The 18464-nt window shown below is 63.3% G+C and carries 18 protein-coding genes; 2 read left to right on the forward strand and 16 right to left on the reverse strand.

Going from position 1 to position 18464, the window contains the following annotated elements:
• Positions 1-92 precede the first annotated feature (92 nt).
• Positions 93-656 carry an FxDxF family PEP-CTERM protein gene (locus tag AC0V2Y_RS21240; RefSeq protein ID WP_475414556.1) on the forward strand — a complete coding sequence of 188 codons (564 nt, stop codon included), beginning with the start codon at positions 93-95 and terminating at the stop codon, positions 654-656.
• Between the two features lie 59 nt (positions 657-715).
• Here the strand turns inward: AC0V2Y_RS21240 and AC0V2Y_RS21245 are convergent, their stop codons facing one another.
• The 12 genes from AC0V2Y_RS21245 to AC0V2Y_RS21300 form a co-directional block, all read right to left on the reverse strand.
• The gene (locus tag AC0V2Y_RS21245; RefSeq protein WP_475414557.1) at positions 716-1573 is read right to left on the reverse strand and encodes a hypothetical protein; all 858 of its coding nucleotides are present in this window, start codon (positions 1571-1573) and stop codon (positions 716-718) included.
• 72 nt (positions 1574-1645) lie between these two features.
• Positions 1646-2008, reverse strand: a complete 363-nt coding sequence (locus tag AC0V2Y_RS21250; RefSeq protein WP_475414558.1) for a translation initiation factor Sui1 — start codon at positions 2006-2008, stop codon at positions 1646-1648.
• Positions 2009-2106: 98 nt separating this feature from the next.
• Complete coding sequence (locus tag AC0V2Y_RS21255; protein WP_475414559.1) at positions 2107-3717, reverse strand: CehA/McbA family metallohydrolase domain-containing protein; 1611 nt, start codon at positions 3715-3717, stop codon at positions 2107-2109.
• A gap of 99 nt (positions 3718-3816) precedes the next feature.
• Entirely contained in the window at positions 3817-4587 is a 771-nt protein-coding gene (gene motD, locus AC0V2Y_RS21260) for a flagellar motor protein MotD (RefSeq protein WP_475414606.1), read from the reverse strand.
• A 16-nt stretch (positions 4588-4603) separates the two neighbouring features.
• Entirely contained in the window at positions 4604-5350 is a 747-nt protein-coding gene (locus AC0V2Y_RS21265; RefSeq protein ID WP_475414560.1) for a flagellar motor protein, read from the reverse strand.
• Complete coding sequence (locus tag AC0V2Y_RS21270) at positions 5332-6063, reverse strand: RNA polymerase sigma factor FliA (RefSeq protein WP_010400804.1); 732 nt, start codon at positions 6061-6063, stop codon at positions 5332-5334. The genes AC0V2Y_RS21265 and AC0V2Y_RS21270 overlap by 19 nt, the downstream gene beginning before the upstream one ends.
• A 45-nt stretch (positions 6064-6108) precedes the next feature.
• Positions 6109-6972 carry a MinD/ParA family ATP-binding protein gene (locus AC0V2Y_RS21275; RefSeq protein WP_475414561.1) on the reverse strand — a complete coding sequence of 288 codons (864 nt, stop codon included), beginning with the start codon at positions 6970-6972 and terminating at the stop codon, positions 6109-6111.
• The gene (gene flhF / locus AC0V2Y_RS21280; RefSeq protein WP_475414562.1) at positions 6965-8293 is read right to left on the reverse strand and encodes a flagellar biosynthesis protein FlhF; all 1329 of its coding nucleotides are present in this window, start codon (positions 8291-8293) and stop codon (positions 6965-6967) included. The genes AC0V2Y_RS21275 and flhF overlap by 8 nt, the downstream gene beginning before the upstream one ends.
• 266 nt (positions 8294-8559) lie before the next feature.
• Positions 8560-10656, reverse strand: a complete 2097-nt coding sequence (flhA, locus tag AC0V2Y_RS21285) for a flagellar biosynthesis protein FlhA (RefSeq protein ID WP_475414563.1) — start codon at positions 10654-10656, stop codon at positions 8560-8562.
• On the reverse strand, positions 10653-11846 hold the full coding sequence (gene flhB, locus AC0V2Y_RS21290) for a flagellar biosynthesis protein FlhB (protein ID WP_475414564.1): 1194 nt from the start codon (positions 11844-11846) through the stop codon (positions 10653-10655). Before flhB ends, flhA begins: the two co-directional genes overlap by 4 nt.
• A 139-nt stretch (positions 11847-11985) precedes the next feature.
• Positions 11986-12984, reverse strand: coding sequence for a fumarylacetoacetate hydrolase family protein (locus AC0V2Y_RS21295; protein WP_475414565.1), 999 nt, complete (start codon positions 12982-12984; stop codon positions 11986-11988).
• A gap of 86 nt (positions 12985-13070) precedes the next feature.
• Complete coding sequence (locus AC0V2Y_RS21300; RefSeq protein ID WP_070289165.1) at positions 13071-13781, reverse strand: pseudouridine synthase; 711 nt, start codon at positions 13779-13781, stop codon at positions 13071-13073.
• A gap of 244 nt (positions 13782-14025) precedes the next feature.
• On the opposite strand from AC0V2Y_RS21300, the gene AC0V2Y_RS21305 reads away from it, so the two are divergent.
• Positions 14026-14391 carry a hypothetical protein gene (locus tag AC0V2Y_RS21305; protein ID WP_475414566.1) on the forward strand — a complete coding sequence of 122 codons (366 nt, stop codon included), beginning with the start codon at positions 14026-14028 and terminating at the stop codon, positions 14389-14391.
• Positions 14392-14768: 377 nt separating this feature from the next.
• On the opposite strand, the gene AC0V2Y_RS21310 is transcribed toward AC0V2Y_RS21305, so the two are convergent.
• The 4 genes from AC0V2Y_RS21310 to AC0V2Y_RS21325 form a co-directional block, all read right to left on the reverse strand.
• The gene (locus AC0V2Y_RS21310; RefSeq protein WP_475414567.1) at positions 14769-15770 is read right to left on the reverse strand and encodes a S49 family peptidase; all 1002 of its coding nucleotides are present in this window, start codon (positions 15768-15770) and stop codon (positions 14769-14771) included.
• Positions 15771-15811: 41 nt separating this feature from the next.
• Positions 15812-16189: a Rieske (2Fe-2S) protein gene (locus AC0V2Y_RS21315; protein WP_475414568.1), complete on the reverse strand. Its 378-nt coding sequence runs from the start codon at positions 16187-16189 to the stop codon at positions 15812-15814.
• Positions 16186-16845 carry an HAD-IA family hydrolase gene (locus AC0V2Y_RS21320; protein WP_475414569.1) on the reverse strand — a complete coding sequence of 220 codons (660 nt, stop codon included), beginning with the start codon at positions 16843-16845 and terminating at the stop codon, positions 16186-16188. Before AC0V2Y_RS21320 ends, AC0V2Y_RS21315 begins: the two co-directional genes overlap by 4 nt.
• Before the next feature lie 89 nt (positions 16846-16934).
• Positions 16935-17930 (reverse strand): RluA family pseudouridine synthase, encoded by a 996-nt coding sequence (locus AC0V2Y_RS21325; protein WP_034785281.1) that lies wholly within the window; start codon positions 17928-17930, stop codon positions 16935-16937.
• Positions 17931-18464: the final 534 nt, after the last annotated feature.

Below are 18464 nucleotides of genomic sequence, written 5' to 3' on the forward strand. Positions count from 1 at the left end.
GGCATAGCTAATCCATTCTGACGCGTCAGCCTGCGCATTCGCGCTGCGCCATGACGCACGCCATTCAATCGCAAGACCATCTGGAGCACGATATGAACGCTATCTCAATATCCAAGGCTGGCGCGGCGCTGCTGCTCGGCAGCGCCCTGCTGGCGCCGGGCGCGCAGGCGGACACGCAAGCCGTGTTTTATAACCATCTCGTCTCGACTGCCGTGGTGGCTACACCGCTGCTGGCGCAAGACACGCTGTTCATCGACACCTTCACGACGGAGCGTGGTTCGCTGCTGCAAACGACCACGTTTACGGTCGGCAGCGGCGTGCAATCGTTCACGGGCAACGCCGCCTGGCTGGTCACGGGCGCCAACGACTTCGGTCCCCGCCTGACCGGGGTCAACATCGACTTGTTCGACTCCAGCAACAACCTGGTGCAATCGGATACGTTCACGGGCGTACTGGGCAGCTTCGCCCATTCCACCTTCAGCGGACTGCTGGGAGCAGGCACCTACACCATGGTGGCGACGGGCGTCGGCGTGCGTGATTCCGTGCTGGACATTTCCATCACCACGGCCGTGCCCGAACCGGAAACCTATGCCATGCTGCTGGCGGGACTGGGGCTGGTGGGGTATGGCATACGGCGCCGCAAGACGCTGGCCTGACGGGTCCTGACACGCCGCGCCGGAATTGAAGCGCCGCGTGCTCGGCGCATGGTCGCCCCTCAGCCGTGCGCGGGGCGGCCCGTATGCTGGCGGAACTTCGCCGCGATGGCGTGCGCCTTGGCGCTGGCGGCGGCTTGCTGCTCCGGCGTCAGCTCGTCTTGCAGCCAGTGCCAGTAGTCATCCTGGTAGGGATTGGTAACGCCGGGGGCGAGGATGTCGTCGTACACGAGGCGCAGGGCCAGCAGGTAGCCATACGCCTGCGGCGCGTCTTTCCGCACCACGTCGCCATCGCGCAAATACGCCATCATCAGGGTAGCCACGCTGGTCAGTTCCGCCTCATCCGCCTGCGCCGTCAGCTGGGCGATGGCTTGCCGCTTCCACGCCTGCACCAGCGGGTCGTCGGGACGGTTGCGCAGCGCGCTGCGGTCGCCGAACGGGCCTTCCGACAGGAACAGGGTGGCCGCGCCCGGCACGCCCGCCTTCGCGGCCGTGGCCAGATAGCCCAGGCGGTCCTCGCGCTGGCGCTGCGTCAGGCCCGCGCACAGCTGCTGCTGGGCGGCTTTTTCTTCCGCCGTCATCTCGCGTCCCAGTTCGAATTCCAGCCCCGGCAACCGGCCATCTTTCTCAAAAGAAATACAGTCATCGAGCAGATTGTAGGCCGCATACGCGTCTTCCGGCTTGCCGCTGACGCCCAGGCGCGCAAGCTGCTGCGCGAGTGTCACGGGAACGGGCGCGGCACCGGCGGCCGGGGCGGCATCGATATTCAGATACGATGCCAGGCTGCGTCCCGGCGGCGCGCTGGCGGCAGCGGTGGCAGCAGCGTCCGGAGTGCCGCCGTCGGGCGCGGGCCAGTACACGAGCGCCAGCACTGCCGCGATGGCAGCGGCGATGGCGATGCCGGTCAGTTTGCTGTTCATAGGAGGTGGCACATAAAAGGAAACGCACGTTACCACAGGCGCGCGACACAGTGCCGCACGTACGCGCCCCGGCTAGCCGCCGGCCTTTTTCGGCTGGTGGCCCAGCTTCACCAGCGCGGCCAGGATGGCGTCCACATGGTCACCCTGCACTTCGACCACGCCATCCTTGACCGTGCCGCCCGAGCCGCACTGCGTGCGCAACTGCTTGCCCAGCAGGGCCAGGGCGATGGCGTCCAGCGGCAAGCCCTTGACCACGGTGACGCTCTTGCCGCCGCGCCCCTTGGTCTGGCGCGACACGCGCACCACGCCGTCGCCCGCCGGCGCCGTCCTGGCTTGCGCCTTGCACGCGCATTGCGCCAGCGGCTGGCGGCATGCGGGACACATGCGGCCCGTTTCGGTAGAGTAGACGAGACCGCCCTGGGAACTGCTTTTCATGATGAAGAAATAAAAGATAGAAGGCCGCGATTGTACCAAGCGGGAACTGAATCAGGCTCCCACCCGCCCCATCCGGCAACGCGCGGCCGCCTACACTATCAACGCAAGGTAACAAACACGGGATTCGAATAGAACCACAGGCTGCGGTAATTGCGGTCGTTGATGTCGTTAAAACGCTGGGGACTGTCCGTCGTGCCCGTGCGCTGGTCGGCCAGCGGCTCGCCGCCCTGCGTCAGGCCGGCGACATCGGTGCCCAGATTGGTGCCGCGCAGGCGGAAATACTGGTTCTTCGCCGCCGTCGTTTCGTAGCTCACGCTGGCGTAGCCGTCGGCCCCGACTTTCCAGTCCGCACTGGTGAAGCGCTTGAGCACGCGCGTGCTGGCATTGCCGGCAACATTGTAGGCCGGCGTGCCCGCCACCGCCTTCGCGCCCACATCGCCGACGATCAGGTCGACGTGGTCAACCACGGGCTTGACGTTGGCGGCCACGCCGCTGTCGACGGGCTTTTCGTAGTTGTTTTTGGCCGGGCTCCGGAAGCGGATGGTGATCGTGACTTTCTCGCCGCTGGCGACCTTCAGCTCGCCGCCCATCTCCTTGCGGTCGTCCTTGCTGGCCAGGTTGAAATCAAGCGCATTGATCAGGTCGCCATAAGTGGAGAACATCTTGCCCGAACGCAAGCCGGCCAGCAAGTCCTTCGCCAGCGGCGCGCCCTGCGCGCTGTTGAACACATAGTTCTTCGCATACTCGCCGGGGAAATAACCACTGCTGTTGCCGCCGACAATCTTGAAGTGCGTATCCGAATCGGTCAGGTTCCAGATGCGGCGCCCCTCGCCCAGCAGCGCATCCCATGGCCCGCCCAGCTTGGCCACCACGTAGTCGACGCCGCCATACACGCGCAGCGGCGCATTCTCGTCCGTGTAGGCGGCCGTGTAGCCGCCCCGGTCCGGTTCCATCTGGTTGCCGACCATGCCCTCGATGGCGAACATGATGTTCGGCGCCGCATCGTTGAAGGCGCGCAAGTCGGCGATGCTGTAGCTGCCCTTGTTGCGCGACGGATGGTTGATGACGGCGTAGCTGGTTTCCGGGTAATTCTGTTTCAGCCAGTTGATCGCTTGCAGCGCATCGGCAGCCGTCTTGTTGTAGCGGGTGTCGCCGTATTTCGCTTTCCATGCCGCGACGTCGGCGGCGTCGAACATGGCCGCGTCGCGCGTGGTAAACAGGTATTCGAACTCCTTCATGCCCCGCGTGCTGGCGGTCAGTTTGTCCGCCCCTTCGAACAGGCCGATGCCGACGTGGTCGTGGGTCGGCATGTCCCACTCGAAGCCCGAGAAGATCAGCTTGTCGGCGTAGCTGCCGCCAGCCTGCAAGGCCTGCACGCGCGGAATTTCATAACGCCCGGCGCCGATGGACATGGGAATCGGCGCCGCCAGCGGCGCGCCCAGCGCATCGCGCGTGGAGACGCGCAAATGGTTCGACAGCGCCATCCAGTCGAGTCCATACGTGGCAAAGGCCTTGGCCAGCACCTTGTCCAAGGTCTGGCTGACATCGGCGTCGGCCGATTGGGTGGTGTGGGTGTGCAGGTCGCCGGCGATCCAGCGGCCGGCGGGTAGCGGCGGCACGCTGCCGGCCGGGTTGCTGTCGCCGCCGCAGGCGGCAACACTCAACACGATGACGATGGCCGAAGCAAGCAATGTTCTGGAGTAAGACATGGGATGGACCTGGTAGCTGAAAAGAAGGGCGTCAGCCTAGCATTCCAGTATGACCAGCAAATGACATGCCCCACGCCCTGCCGGCCCGAAAAACCCGTCCTAGTTGGCCGGCGGCGGCGTCGGCACTTCCGTCACCGTTTCCGGGATGCCGGACAAGATCGTCACGGCCACGCGGCGGTTGCGCGCCCGTCCTTCCGGCGTGGCGTTCGGCGCCACGGGGATGTTGTCGGCGTGGCCCACGGCCGTCAGGCGTGAAGCCTGCACGCCGCTGGCGATGAACAGGCGCACCACCGCGCTGGCGCGGGCGGCCGACAATTCCCAGTTCGAGGCAAAGGTCGAATTGCTGATCGGCTGGACGTCCGTATGCCCTTCCACCTGCACGTCGTGCGTGTCGTCCTTGAGCAGCACGGCGACGGCGCGCAGGGCCTGGTCCGATTCCGCCGTCAGGCGCGCCGCGCCCGGGTCGAACAGCACGCTGGCATTGATTTCCACGCTGACGCCGCGGCTCGTCTGCGTCACGCGGACCTTGCCTTCCTTGACCAGCGGCGCCAGCGTGGACGTCAGGTCCTGCGCCAGGCGCGTCATGTGTTCGCGCTCGCGGCGGATGGCTTCCGTGCGGCGTTTCAGGGCGGGATTGGGCAGCGGAATGGCTTGCGGCGCTTCCATGATGATGGGCGGCGCGCCCTTTTCCAGGCTGAAGGCCTGGCCGATGGCGTTCTGGAAGACGCGGTATTTGCCTTCATTGACTTGCGAGATCGCATACATGACGACGAAAAACGCGAACAGCAAAGTGATGAAGTCGGCATACGAGATCAGCCAGCGGTCCTGGTTGTCCGGTTCCTCGTCATACTTCCTGCGCGCGCGCCGCATCATGCTCAGTGCTCGCTCAGTGCTCGTGAAGCAGGCTGGAGACGCGCTCTTCGATGATGCGCGTATGGTCGCCCGTGGCGATGTCGTACAGCACGGCGGCCGTGATTTCATACTGCACCACGCGGCGCGAGACGATGGCCTTGAGTTTATTGGCCACCGGCAGGAACAGCAGATTGGCCAGGCCGACGCCATAAATCGTCGAGACAAACGCGACGGCGATGCCGCTGCCCAGTTTGCTCGGGTCGGTAAGGTTTTCCATCACGTGGATCAAGCCCAGCACGGCCCCCAGGATGCCGATGGTGGGCGAATAGCCGGCCGCCGATTCCCACACCTTGACGGCCTGGCGCTCGGCCAGTTCGTAGGCGGTAATCTCCACGTCGAGCAGCTGACGCAGCTTGTCGGGCGCGATGCCGTCGACGATCATGCGCAAGCCCTTGGCGTTGAAGCGGTCGGCCGTGTTTTCCATCAGGCGCTCGAGCGCCAGCGGGCCGTCGCGGCGCGCCGTCAGGCTCCATAGTCCGATGTCGCGCGCCAGCGCGGCCCGGGTGTCGGCCGGCGGCAGGAAGACCCAGCGCAGCATTTCCAGCCCGCGGACAAAAGTGCGCAGCCGCGTCTGCAGCAGCACGGCGCCGAAGGTGCCGATGATGACGATGGCGAAGGCGGCCGGCTGCAGCAGGGAGGCCATCTTGCCGCCTTCCAGTGCCTGGCCGACCAGCAGGCCCGCCAGCGCCAGCGCCAGCCCGATTACGCTGGACCAGTCCACGCCTGCTCCCTCAAGGTTGCGCGCAGGCGCGCGACGGCCTGGGTGTGCAGCTGCGAGACGCGCGATTCGGACACGCCCATCACCGCGCCGATCTCCTTCAGGTTCAGCTCTTCTTCGTAATACAGGCCCATGAGTATTTTCTCGCGTGGCGGCAGCGCGTCGATGGCATCGATCACGGATTGCCGGAAATCGGTATCGAGCAGGGAACGCAAGGGGTCGCTGTCCTCGTCCACGCAGTGGCGGTCGAGGAAGCTGTCATTGCCGTCCGGGTCATGAAAGTCTTCGTAGTACACCAACTGGTGGCCGCCGCCGTCGCCCAGCATTTCCTGGTAGTCGGCCAGCGACATTTTCAGCAGCTTGGCCACTTCCGACTCGGTCGGCGGATGGCCGAGGCGCTGCTGCAAGGTGCTCATCGCCTCTTCGATCTTGCGCATGTTCTGGCGCATGCTGCGCGGCAGCCAGTCGCTGGTGCGCAATTCGTCGAGCATGGCGCCGCGGATGCGCAGCACGGCATACGTCTCGAACTGCGCGCCATGCGTCTCTTCATAGCGGCTAATGGCATCGAGCAAGCCGATCATGCCGGCCTGGATCAGGTCATCGACCTCGACCGAAGGCGGCAATTTCGCCTTCATATGGTGCGCCAGACGCTTCACCAGCGGAATGTGCTCCGTCAGCAAATAGTCCTTGTTCGATTTCCCTTTGACCGTGTACATAGGCTGCTTATTGTTTTCTCGTCTTATCTGGTGCTACGGTTGGTGTCAGGCGCTGAACTGGTGCGGGCTCCCCGTCTGGTACAAGGTGCCGCCAAGCACCGGCGCCGCCGAACGGGCCAGCCGCTCGGCCAGTCCGCGAAACGCCACCGAGGCGCCCGCCAGCGGAAACGCATCGACCACGCTGCGGCCCAGGCGCGCCGCGCGGTGCAGATATTCATCGGCAGGCACCGAACCCATCGAGGTCAGCTTCACGGCCAGGTAGCGGCTCGCCGCCTGCGCCATATTATCGTATACCACTTTTGCCTCGGATTCGGAAGCGCCGGTGACGAGAATGCCGAACGGCCGGCGTCCCAGTTCCTGGCTCAGGCGCTTGATCAGGCAGTACGCGGCCTTGATCGAGGTGGCGCTGGTCGACACTTGCACCACGATATCCGACGAAGCCATCAGCGGCACGGGGAAGCAATCGCCCTCGTCTGCCACGACGCCGTCGACCAGCACGATGCCGCTCTGGCGCGCCAGCACCTCGAAGGTCTTGCCCAGGCGGCGCAGTTCGTCCTCGCCCGCATAGTCCATGCTGTCCATCAGGTGGTTGCGCGCGCCCAGGCTGGCCACGCCGAAGCCTTGCGGCACCTGGTGGATGACCTGGTTCAAGCCGCACTGCTGGCGCGCCACGTCGCGCAGGCTGGCGCCGTGGGCCAGTCCCAGCCGTGCCGCCACGCCGTCGCCGCCGCCGCTGGCGTCGAGCAGCAGCACGTCATTGCCGCCGTAGACGAGCGAAGCGCCCAGGTTGACCAGCATGGCGCCCTTGTCGTCCTGCGGCGTGGCCGAGAGGAACGTCATGACGCGCGGCTGCGGGCCGGCCAGCATGCGGCGCAAGCCCTCGGCCTGGTCGAAATCGAAATTAGCCAAGGTGCACCCCGCGCGCTTCGTGGTTGCGGGCGGCCGCCTGCGCCATCAGCAGCGGCAGTTCGGCATCGGAAAACTGCGTCGCCGCCGCATCGCGCTTGAGCTTGAAGGCGCGGTCGATCAGGTAGCCGCGGTCGGCCAGGTACAGGTCTTCCGGCACGCGCTGGCCGTTCGACACATAAAACAGGTTCAGCTTCTGGCGGATCACCACGTCGAGCACGTTGCCGATCGACGCCGCTTCATCGAGCTTGGTCATGATGCAGCCGGCCAGGCCGCTGCCCTGGTAGGCGCGCACCACTTCGTTCAGCGTTTCCTGCGTCGCCGTGGAGTTCAGGCACAGCAAACGCTTGACGTCGGCGCCGGCACCCGACAGCATGGCCACCTGCTCCGTCACCATCTGGTCGCGCTGGCTCACGCCCACCGTATCGATCAGCACCGTGTGCTTGTTCTTGAGTTCCTTCAGGGCGATGCGCAAGTCCGCCTCATCCTTCACCGAATGCACCATCACGCCGAGGATCTTGCCGTAGATGCGCAGCTGTTCGTGCGCGCCGATACGGTAGGCGTCCGTGGTGATCAGGGCCAGTTTTTCCGGACCGTGGCGCATCACGCAGCGGGCCGCCAGCTTGGCCGTGCTGGTGGTCTTGCCGACGCCGGTCGGACCCACCAGGGCGAATACGCCGCCCTGCTCCAGCATCGCGTCTTCGTTGGCGACCGTGTTCAGGTTGCGGCTCAAAACCGTCTTGATCCAGCGCATGCTTTGCGCGCCGTCGAGGCCGGCGGGCAGCTTGTCGATCAGGTAGCGCGCCAGGCTGGCCGAGAAACCGGCGGCCAGCATCTCGCGCAGCACGACGGCTTTTTGCGGCTCGCGCTGCTGGGTCGAACCCCACGAGATTTCCGCCAACTGGGTTTCCATCATGCCGCGCATGGCGCGGATTTCATTCATCATGCCGCTCATCTCGGCGGCGGCGTTTTCCTTGACGTGCGCCAGCGCGCTGGCCATCATCTGCTGCATGCGGGCCATGTCCACTGGCTCGCCGGCTGCCTGGCGCGGCGCGGCGGGACGGGGCGCGGCCGGGCGCTGGGCCGGGGCGGCCGGACGCTGCGGCGTGGCGAACTGGGTCTGCAACTGAGGACGGGGCTGGGCCATTTCGGACGCGGCCGGCGGCGAGGCCAGCGAAGCGGCATCATCGTTGGCCAGCGCGAGGATTTCCACCACGCCATCGGCCTGGCGGTTCGACAGGATCACGGCGTCGGGGCCCAATGCTTCGCGCACCTTGCGCAGCGCATCGCGCGACGAGGCGCCCGTAAATTTCTTCACATTCATGACCGGCCTCCCAGGGCGGGGGTGGCGCAATATGGGCTGAACTGTGTGACCATCATCGACTCCTGTTGCTTGGGTGCTGTCTTCCACATGGACACAGATCACCCGGACAGTTTCCATTATTAGCGATGCTTGGAGGAAATGATCGAAGGAACAGGACGGGAAAGTACCCGTTATTCAGTTTGCCGGGAGGAAATTACGCTTTTTTTAACCCAAAGCAAAAACCGGGGTCGAACCCTCAGGGTTCGACCCCGGCCCTTTGCATGGGTTTATTGCGCGCCCACCAGACTGGTGACGCGGATCGTCTTGGTTTCCGGCACTTCCGCATGCGACAGCACTTTGAGCTGCGGCAAGGCGCGGCGCAGGAAGCGCGACAGCAGGGCGCGCAGCGGCGCCGGCACCAGCAACACTGGCGTCAGGCCCAGCGCTTCCTGCTGCTGCGCGGCCAGGCCCGCCTGGTGGGCGATGGTGTCGGCCAGGCCCGGCTCAATGCCGGCACCGTCGCCGCCATTGCCCATCGCCTGCATCAGCAGGCGCTCCAGGCGGCTGTCCAGGGTCATCACGGACAGTTCGGCCGCGCCGGGGAACAGCTGCTGCACGATGGCGCGACCCAGGGCCACGCGCACCAGCGCCGTGAGGTCGTTCGGGTCTTGCGTCTGCACCGTATGCTCGGCCAGGGTTTCGATGATGGTGCGCATGTCGCGGATGTGCACGCCTTCGGCCAGCAGGTTCTGCAGCACCTTCTGCAGGGTGGACAGCGACAGCATCTTCGGCACCAGGTCTTCCACCAGGCGCGGCGACTCCTTGCCCAGGTGATCGAGCAGGGACTGCACTTCCGCGCGGCCCAGCAACTCGGAAGCGTGCGAGGTGATCAGGTGGTTCAAATGCGTGGCCACCACGGTGCCCGCGTCGACAACCGTGTAGCCCATCGATTGCGCCTGGTCGCGCAAGCTGGCGTCGATCCAGGTGGCGGGCAAGCCGAAGGCGGGGTCGTTGGTGGCCAAGCCCGGCAAGGTGCCGCTGGCCATGCCGGGATTAATCGCCAGGAACTGGCCGTTGAACGCTTCGCCCACGCCCACTTCCACGCCCTTGAGCGTGATGCGGTAGGCGGACGGCTTCAATTCCAGGTTGTCGCGGATATGCACGGGCGGCGCCAAAAAGCCCACTTCCTGGGCAAATTTCTTGCGGATGCCTTTGATACGCTTGAGCAATTCGCCACCCTGCGTCTTGTCGACCAAGGGAATCAAACGGTAGCCCACTTCCAGGCCCAGGGTGTCGACGGGCATGATGTCTTGCCAGCTGGCCTCTTCCTGCTCGGGCGCCACGGTCGCTTGCGGCGCCTCGGCCGGCTTTTCGGCCGCCGCTTTTTCCTGCGTGCGTTTCTTGCTGATCAGATAGGCGGAACCGGCCAGCAATGACGCCAGCAGGATGAAGACCATGTTCGGCATGCCGGGAATCAAGCCCATGCCGCCGATGATGCCGGCGGTAATGTACAACACTTGCGGTTTCGCAAACAATTGACCGACCAGCTGGGTGCCGATGTCCTGTTCGCTGGCCACGCGCGAGACGACGATACCGGCCGCCGTGGAAATGATCAGCGAAGGAATCTGCGCCACCAGGCCGTCACCGATGGCCAGCAGGGTGTAGTTCTTGAGTGCATCGGCAAAGCCCATGTCGTGCTGCAGCAAGCCCACCAGCAGGCCGCCGACGATATTGATGACGGTGACCATGATGCCGGCGATGGCGTCGCCGCGCACATATTTGCTGGCACCATCCATGGCGCCATAGAATTCCGCTTCCTGCGCCACTTCCGTGCGGCGGCGGCGCGCTTCGTCTTCGCCGATCAGGCCGGCGTTCAGGTCGGCATCGATGGCCATCTGTTTACCAGGCATGGCGTCCAGCGCAAAGCGGGCGCCCACCTCGGCGATACGGCCCGCGCCCTTGGTCACGACGGTAAAGTTGATGATCGTCAAAATGATAAACACCACGATACCGACCGTGTAATTACCGCCAATCAAGAAGTGACCGAACGCTTCGATCACCTTGCCGGCCGCGTCGGCGCCCGTATGGCCTTCCGTCAGCACGACGCGCGTGGACGCCACGTTCAGCGACAGGCGCAGCATGGTCGACACGAGCAGGATGGTGGGAAACGCCATGAAGTCGAGCGGCTTGACCGTGTACAGCGCCGTCAGCAGCACGATGATGGACAGCGCAATATTAAAGCTGAAGAAGATGTCGAGGATGAAGGCCGGCAGCGGCAGCACCATCATCGCCAGCAGCATGATGATGATGACCGGCGCGGCGATGCCCTTGCTGGCGTTGTTGCCCATTCCGCTGAGCCAGGCTGGCAATCTCAGGCCGTTCATGGTGTACTTCCTTTATTCTTGTCTGCCGCGTCTGCCGCGGGTTTGGTCTGCGATGCGGGGTCGAGCGGATCGAGCTCGGGCGGCACGTCGAGTTTTTTCGGCTTGTCGGGGCGCTCGCCCTGGCCCTTGCCGTAGCTGCGCAGCTGGAACACATATGCCAGCACTTCGGCCACGGCGCCATACAGCGCCTCGGGAATCTCGTCGCCGATGTCCGTGTGCTGGTACAGCGCGCGCGCCAGGGCGGGCGCTTCCAGGATGGCGACCTTGTGTTCGCCCGCCAGTTCGCGGATCTTCGCCGCCACCTCGTCGATGCCCTTGGCCACCACCTGCGGCGCGCCGCGCGAATTCTCGCCGTACTTCAGGGCCACCGCGTAGTGGGTCGGATTGGTCACCACCACGTCGGCCGTGGGCACGTCGGCCATCATGCGGCGGCGCGACATTTCATGCTGCATCTGGCGGATCTTCGCCTTGATCTGCGGATTGCCGTCCGACTCCTTCGCCTCTTGCTTGACTTCCTGCAAGGACATTTTCATCTTGTTGGCGTAGTGCCACATCTGGTAGGGGCCATCGATGGCAGCGATCAGACCCAGCGCGCCCACGATCAGCAAAAAGGCCGTGATCAACAGGCTGATCAGATGGGCCGAACCGGCGCGCAGGGATTCCACCGACAGGCCCAGCACGGCATCCTTTTGATGCTGCATCACCATCCAGGCGACGACGCCGACGACGAGGGTCTTGGCGATAGCCTTGAGCAACTCCACCAGCGCATTCTTCGAAAACATATTGCCCAGGCCGCGAATCGGGTTGAGCTTGCCAAAATTGGGGGTAAACGCCTTGGAACTGAACAGCCAGCCGCCCACCAGCACGGGCGAGGCCAGCGCGACGAGCATGATGGCCAGCGCGTACGGCAGGCAAGTGAGCAGGACGGAGCCCACGTCGTAGCCGATGCGTAACATCATCGCGTCGGGATTGAGGATTTGCTCCCGGTCCAGGGTCAGCCCGGAAACCATGACGGCCGTCAGCCGCCGCACGATGGCGTCGCCGGCAAACCACAGACAGCAGCCGGACGCCATCAGCACCGTAAACGTGGCCACTTCACGCGATCGCGGAACATCGCCTTCCTCACGCGCCTGCTCGAGGCGCTTCGGTGACGCGGCTTCGGTCTTTTCTGCGTCGCTGTCTTCCGACATCAATCAACTCCGGTGAAGTCCTGCAGCCTGGCTAGGCGCAATACGGACTGGGCATGGAGCATTATCGGTTCAATCATCACAACGCCATCAAGGGAAAAGGAGGGCGAATCCCCTGCTTTTCCTTTGCTCTCCAGAAACCTTAGCGGGACTTGCGCGCTTCGGCCTGTTTCACGGTTTGTTCTATCGCGCCGAACAGGGACTTACCGTCATCGCCCAGCATCTCCAGGCGGACCACATCGCCGAACAGCAAGTACGGCGTGCTGGCGACGCCATCGGCAATCATCTCCTGGTTACGTCGCTCAACGATACTGGAAAAACCCTTCTTGACTTCCTTGTTGGCGACCCCGCCCGCGCTGACCACGCTGCCGGCGCGCGCGTTGCGCGTCTGGCACAGATGGGCGAGCAATTGCGGGTAATTGAACGCCATGTCGGCGCCCGCGTGGGGCTGGCCCGTCAACTTGCCGTTCAGGCTGCAACGCAAGGCGTAATGCACCTTGCCGCCGCGCCAGGCGTCGCCCAGCTCGTCGGGCGTGATGGCGACGGGCGAGCACGCCATCGCCGGTTTCGCCTGCAGGAAGCCATAGCCGCCGGCCTGCTCATCCGGCGCCAGGTTGCGCAGGGTGACGTCGTTGACCAGCATCAACAGCTTGATGTTCAGGTGCGCCTGGTCGGGCGTGGAGCCCATGGCCACATCATCCGTGATGGCGGCAATGCCCGCTTCGTAGTCGATGCCCCACTGTGCGTGCGCCAGAGTGATCTCATCGTGGGCGCCGAGGAAATCGTCGCTGGCGCCCTGGTACATGCGCGGCGCGTCGCGCAGATTCGCGGGCACTTCAGTTCCCGCCGCCTTGCAGGCCCGCTCGATCTGCTGCAGGTAGGAAGCGCCGGCCACGCGCAGGCTGCTGCGCGGCAAGGGCGCCATGCAATTGGCGGGATCGAACTCGAAGGCGCGATGACCGCGGCCGCTATTGATGGTCTGGTACAGTAAATCCAGCTGGGGCGCGATGAAACTCCAGTCGTCGAGCGCCTTTTGCAGGGTCGAGGCGATGCCGTCGGCCAGATGAGCCGTTTTCAGGTCGCGCGAGACGACCGCCAGCTGGCCGTCGCGCGTGCCATCCTTCAGTGTAGCTAATTTCATGTACGGAAAACTTCGTCAAATGCGGGCAATAGGAGGCCAAATACGCCAAAAAGCCGGGAAAACCCGGCTTCGGTGCTCAGGGAGAGTTAGGCCAGGAGGGCGATCTGTTCGGGGGTCAGATAACACCACTCGCCTTCGGCGATGCCCAGCGACTCCAGGGTCAGGCTGCCGATGGCGGAACGGTGCAGCGCGCTGCAATGGTTGCCGGCGGCAGCCAGCATGCGCTTGACCTGGTGGTATTTGCCTTGCTCGAGCACGATTTCCAGCTGGTGCTCTCCCCGCTTGACACAGACGAGGGCCGCCAGCGGGGCAGGTTCGTCATGCAATTGCACGCCAGCCAGCAACAGGGCCACCAGTTCATCGGTCACGGGCTCTTGCGTGGTGGCCTGGTAAATCTTCGGAACGTGACGCTTCGGCGACGATTGCGCATGGATAAAGGGGCCATCGTCGGACATCAGCAGCATGCCGGTCGTATCGTGGTCGAGCCGGCCGACGGGCTGGACTTCGCGCCAGGTGAACTGTTCCGGCAGCAGGGTCAGCACGCCGGGATGATGGCTGGGCTTGCGCGAGCATTCAAAGTTGGCGGGCTTGTTCAGCGCCAGGTACAGGTGCGCGCGGTACACCCACTCTTCTTCGAACACGTGCAGCACCAGGCCGTCGGTCTCGACGGTGGTGCGGTAATTGGTCTGGGTGACGCCATCGATGACGACATCGCCATCCTCGATGAGGGAACGGCAATATTTACGGGTGCCAAAACCCTGCGATTGCAGGATGCGGTCTAGGGATAATTTACTCATGGGCGTGACTTTACCAGAAGCGGCTGGCAGCGTGAAGCGGCCCTGCGCCGGGCCGCGGAGGCACACCAGCCTTGCGCAGGCACAGATAAGTTGAAGTACAAGGTGAGATTTCGATATAAATGGCCGATTCCTTTGAGATAGATCAAGCGCTCGGAATATCGCATTGATAGACTGAAACTTCGTTAGGAATCCGCCTAACGGACTTTAGGAATAATAACCAGGCAACGACTCATAAGGACATTGTATGAAGCATACCGATACCATCGCCTTACAAGGCAGCGTCGCTGACATGCGCTCGCGCATCGCCGCGGAACAAGCGGCCATGCACAAGGTCAGACTCGGCGTGGCGCGCTGGCGCAACGCCCCTGCGCCGCAGGAGACGGACACGCCGCCAGCGCCAGCGAAGCAGACGCATTGGCATGCCGAGGCGCAATGCCATTTCATGTGCTGGCTGGAACTGGGCGGTTTTGCGCACGCGGATGCGAACGCGGAAACCGACACCGCGCCCGCCATGGCGGACATGCCGCCCGAGGTCAGCACCAGTGCAGTGGCAGCCCTGCTGGCAAGCGCTCCGCCCCTGCCCGCGCACTGCAACGGCTGCGCCGTCTGAGCGCGGCCCATCCGACCAGCCATGCCCTGCCTTCGCATGCCTGCCTTGCCAGCACTCCCAGACACAACATCCGGCAACACCGGTCCATCGAGCACGCACGACGCACAAAAGGAAACGGCGGCATTGCGCCGCCGTTCCCAAGCCCCATCGGGACTTTAGTGAGGAATGTAAATTCACTCAAAACCACATCTGCGATGCGGCGAGTAGTTCCAAGACCTGCCAATCAAGTTAGTACTGACAACATAGTTGATATATCGCCCCTCCTTGAAAAGAACTACGCCTTTACTATAGCCCAAGCCGCCCCTTTTTCAAGCCAATTTACCACCTTATTGAAAATCATTCTCGACTGGCTTGCCTGCCAGCCAAGAGTCATGTCATCAGCGCAACGCCGGTTGTGACTGCTGTACGGCCGCCTTCATGGCGCCGGCACCCATGGCGGCGCCGAACTTCTTCAGCACCCGCTCCGGCAAGCCTTCATGCTGCGTATAGTCGACGATGTCCTCCGCCTTGACGACGTCGCGGGCCACGCTGTCGACCGTGCCGAAATCGTCGGCCAGGCCCATTTCCACGGCTTTCGCGCCCGTCCAGTACAGACCCGAGAACGTGTCCGGCGTTTCCTTCAGCCGCTTGCCCCGTCCCGCGCGCACCACCTCGATGAATTGCTGGTGGATTTCATTGAGCATGCTCTGTGCATACGCCTTGTGCTTGTCCGTCAGGGGGCTGAACGGGTCCATGAACCCCTTGTTCTCGCCCGCCGTCAGCAGCCGGCGCTCGACGCCCACCTTTTCCATCACGCCCGTGAAGCCGAAGCCATCCATCAGCACGCCGATGGAGCCGACCACGCTGGCCTTGTTGACGTAGATGCGGTCGGCGGCGGCCGCGATGTAATAGCCGCCCGAGGCGCACATTTCATCGACCACCACATACAGGGGCTTGTCCGGATAGCCCTTGCGCAGGCGCTGCATCTCGTCGACGATCATGCCCGCCTGCACGGGACTGCCGCCCGGACTATTAATATGCAGCACCACGGCCACGGAGCCGGCGTCGGAAAACGCCTTGTCCAGCGCGGGAATGACGACGGCGGCCGAGCCGCTGCCTTCGGACTCGATGGCGCCGCTGATGTCGATCAGGGCCGTATGACGCCCCAGGGTCTCGCCGTCGTCGGCCGTGTTGTAGTCATAAAACACCCACAGGGCGAATAACACGATCAGCAGGCCGAAGACCTTGAAGAAGATGCTCCAGCGGCGGTGCGCGCGTTGTTCTTGCAAAGTGGCAAATACCAGCTTTTCCAGCACGTCGCGCTCCCAGTTCCCCGCAGGGGCGCCGTGGCCGGCGGCTGGCGCGCTGCTGTCCAGCTTGTCATTCGTGTTATCGCTCATGGTTCACTTTGTTTAAATTACAATAATGCCTGCACCGGGCTTCAGGCCGGCAGCGGCTGGACATACTCGTCGGGCTGCCAGTACAGCTGGCCATCGCGCTCGGCCACGGAAATCGGCCGCAAGCGCCCGCCCTTGCAGGGGCCGCCCGCGCAATAGCCGCTCTCCGGCACATAGATGGCGCCATGCGTCGAGCACATCAGGTACAAGCCGCTGGACTCGAAAAACTCGCCTTCGGCCCAGTCCAGCTCGATCGGTACGTGGGCGCAGCGGTTCAGGTAGCCATACGCCTTGCCGCCATGGCGCACGACAAAGCCCGTGGTCGCCTCGCCGCCGGCCGAGACGGGAAAACGCACGCCCTTGCCGCCGTCGGCCACGGCGTCGGCGGCGCAAATCAGGATTTCCACGACATCGCCCATCATGCGTGCTCGCTCAGCCATTGGTGCAGGTCGGCCACCGTGGCGGCCGAATACAGGGGATTGCAAGCCTGTAACTGCTCGACCGGATGCGCTCCATACTCTACGGCAATACCGGCCGCGCCTGCATTGCTTGCCATCAACAAATCATGGCTGGTGTCGCCGATCATCACGGTGCGGCGCATGTCCTGCCCCAGTTCGCGCGTCAGTTCCTGCAGCATGGCCGGATGGGGCTTGGAAAAGGTTTCATCGGCGCAGCGCGTCGCATCGAACAGGGACAGCAGCTTGACGGCATTCAAGGAGCGGTTCAGGCCGACACGACTCTTGCCCGTGGCGACGGCGAGAAAGTACGCTTGCTGCGAGAGTTCGAGCAGCATCTCTTGTACGCCGGGAAACAGGGTCAGCTCATGGTCGCGCGACAGATAGTGATAACGGTAGCGTTCGGCCATGCGCGCATGGAATTTCGGCTCCACATCGGGCATCACCAGCTGCATCGCCTCCTGCAAGCCCAGGCCGATCACGTGCGAGGCCAGCAACTCGGTGGGAATGGGCAAGCCCAGGTCTTTGGCCGATGCCTGGATGCACTTGACGATGGTCGAGGTACTGTCTATCAGGGTACCGTCCCAATCGAAGACGATCAGATCAAATTGCTTTCTTGCCATGTTTCCCGACGGCATAGCCGCCGGCTCCTTGAGAATGAATGATGGCGACTGACTACCTTGTGGGTAGCGTCCCCGCACGCGTTTGATAACTATCGCGCGGCAACGGCCAATGGTTTGCCCAAGCTTACCAAGAAACGCTCGCATTCGGCAGCCAGCGGTGCGTTCAGGGTCATCGTCTTGCCCGTTTCAGGGTGCGTAAACGTGATCTGGTGCGCGTGCAGGAACATGCGCTTCAGGGCGCCGCGCGTGCTGTCGGCCTTCAACAGGGCACGGTTGAGGGCAAAGTCGCCATATTTATCGTCGCCGGCGATGGGGAAACCGGACGACGACAGGTGCACGCGGATCTGGTGCGTGCGTCCCGTCTTCAATTCCGCTTCCAGCAAGGCGAAGTTGTGATATTTATGCAACAGTGAAAACACCGTGTGCGACGCCAGGCCATCGGCCTGCACGGCCACCCGGCGTTCGCCTTCGGCCGTCGTATATTTATGCAGCGGCAACTTGATATGCTGGCGAGCATTCTTCCAGTCGCCGGCCACCAGCACCAGATAGCGCTTGTCGGTGACGCCGTCGCGCATCTGTTCGTGCAGGTTCGTCAACGCGGAACGTTTCTTTGCCAGCAACAGCAAGCCGGACGTGTCGCGGTCCAGGCGGTGCACCAGTTCCAAAAACTTGGCGTCGGGGCGCGAGGCGCGCAATTGCTCGATCACGCCGAACGACACGCCCGAGCCGCCATGCACGGCCACGCCGGCCGGCTTGTCGATGACGAGCAGTTGCGCATCTTCGAAGATGATCTTGAATTCGGCGGCCGGCGCGCCCGTGGGCGCCTTTTCGGCCACGCGCACGGGTGGAATGCGCACCACGTCGCCGGCGGCGAGACGGTACAGCTGATCGATACGGCCTTTATTTACCCGCACTTCTCCCGATCGCAAGATCCGGTAGATGTGGCTTTTAGGCACTCCCTTGCACACTCTTAATAAGTAGTTGTCGATACGCTGGCCTGCTTCTTCCTCGGCGATCGTGACGAATTGGGCTTGCGGCTGAACCGGGGGTGTTGAAGGGGGAACAACATCATTTTGACTCTTCATTTACTATGTCTTCCCAGAAATCTCTCTAAGTCCTTCATTTTGAATATATAATTGTTTTTGCTGCGGCCCTGGCTGCTGCGAGTGTAAGAATAAAAGCACATTTTACACAGGGGCGTCTCCACCGGCCTCGCCAAATTGCAAATTCGGTGGAAAAAAATGTATATGCACCATCCCCGCGCGAATCAAGGTTGCACCGTAGTTGTAATCGGATAAGGCGTGGAGATGCTGAAGTGAGTGTGGGATTATAAGGATAAGTACCCGTTAGCGCGACTTATCGAGTCGGGCTCGCGGGTTGATGAAGTTGATAACGCTTGCCGTTTTCGCCAAACCCCGTATGTGGCCAAATACTGAGGGTTGTCGATGATAGGCTGAGGCCAAGCCTCGCCATCGCGATCCCTGTAATGAGCCGGCTAACGATTTTGGCTCTGAATTTGCTGACCACTTGCATTCTCTGCCCCCGATGCAGTTCATTCTCATCCGGGCTGTTTCAGATGAGTTGCAAGTGTCCTGTGCACTCGGCATGACGATTGACCT

It is taken from the genome of Janthinobacterium sp. BHSEK (genome assembly GCF_056174685.1).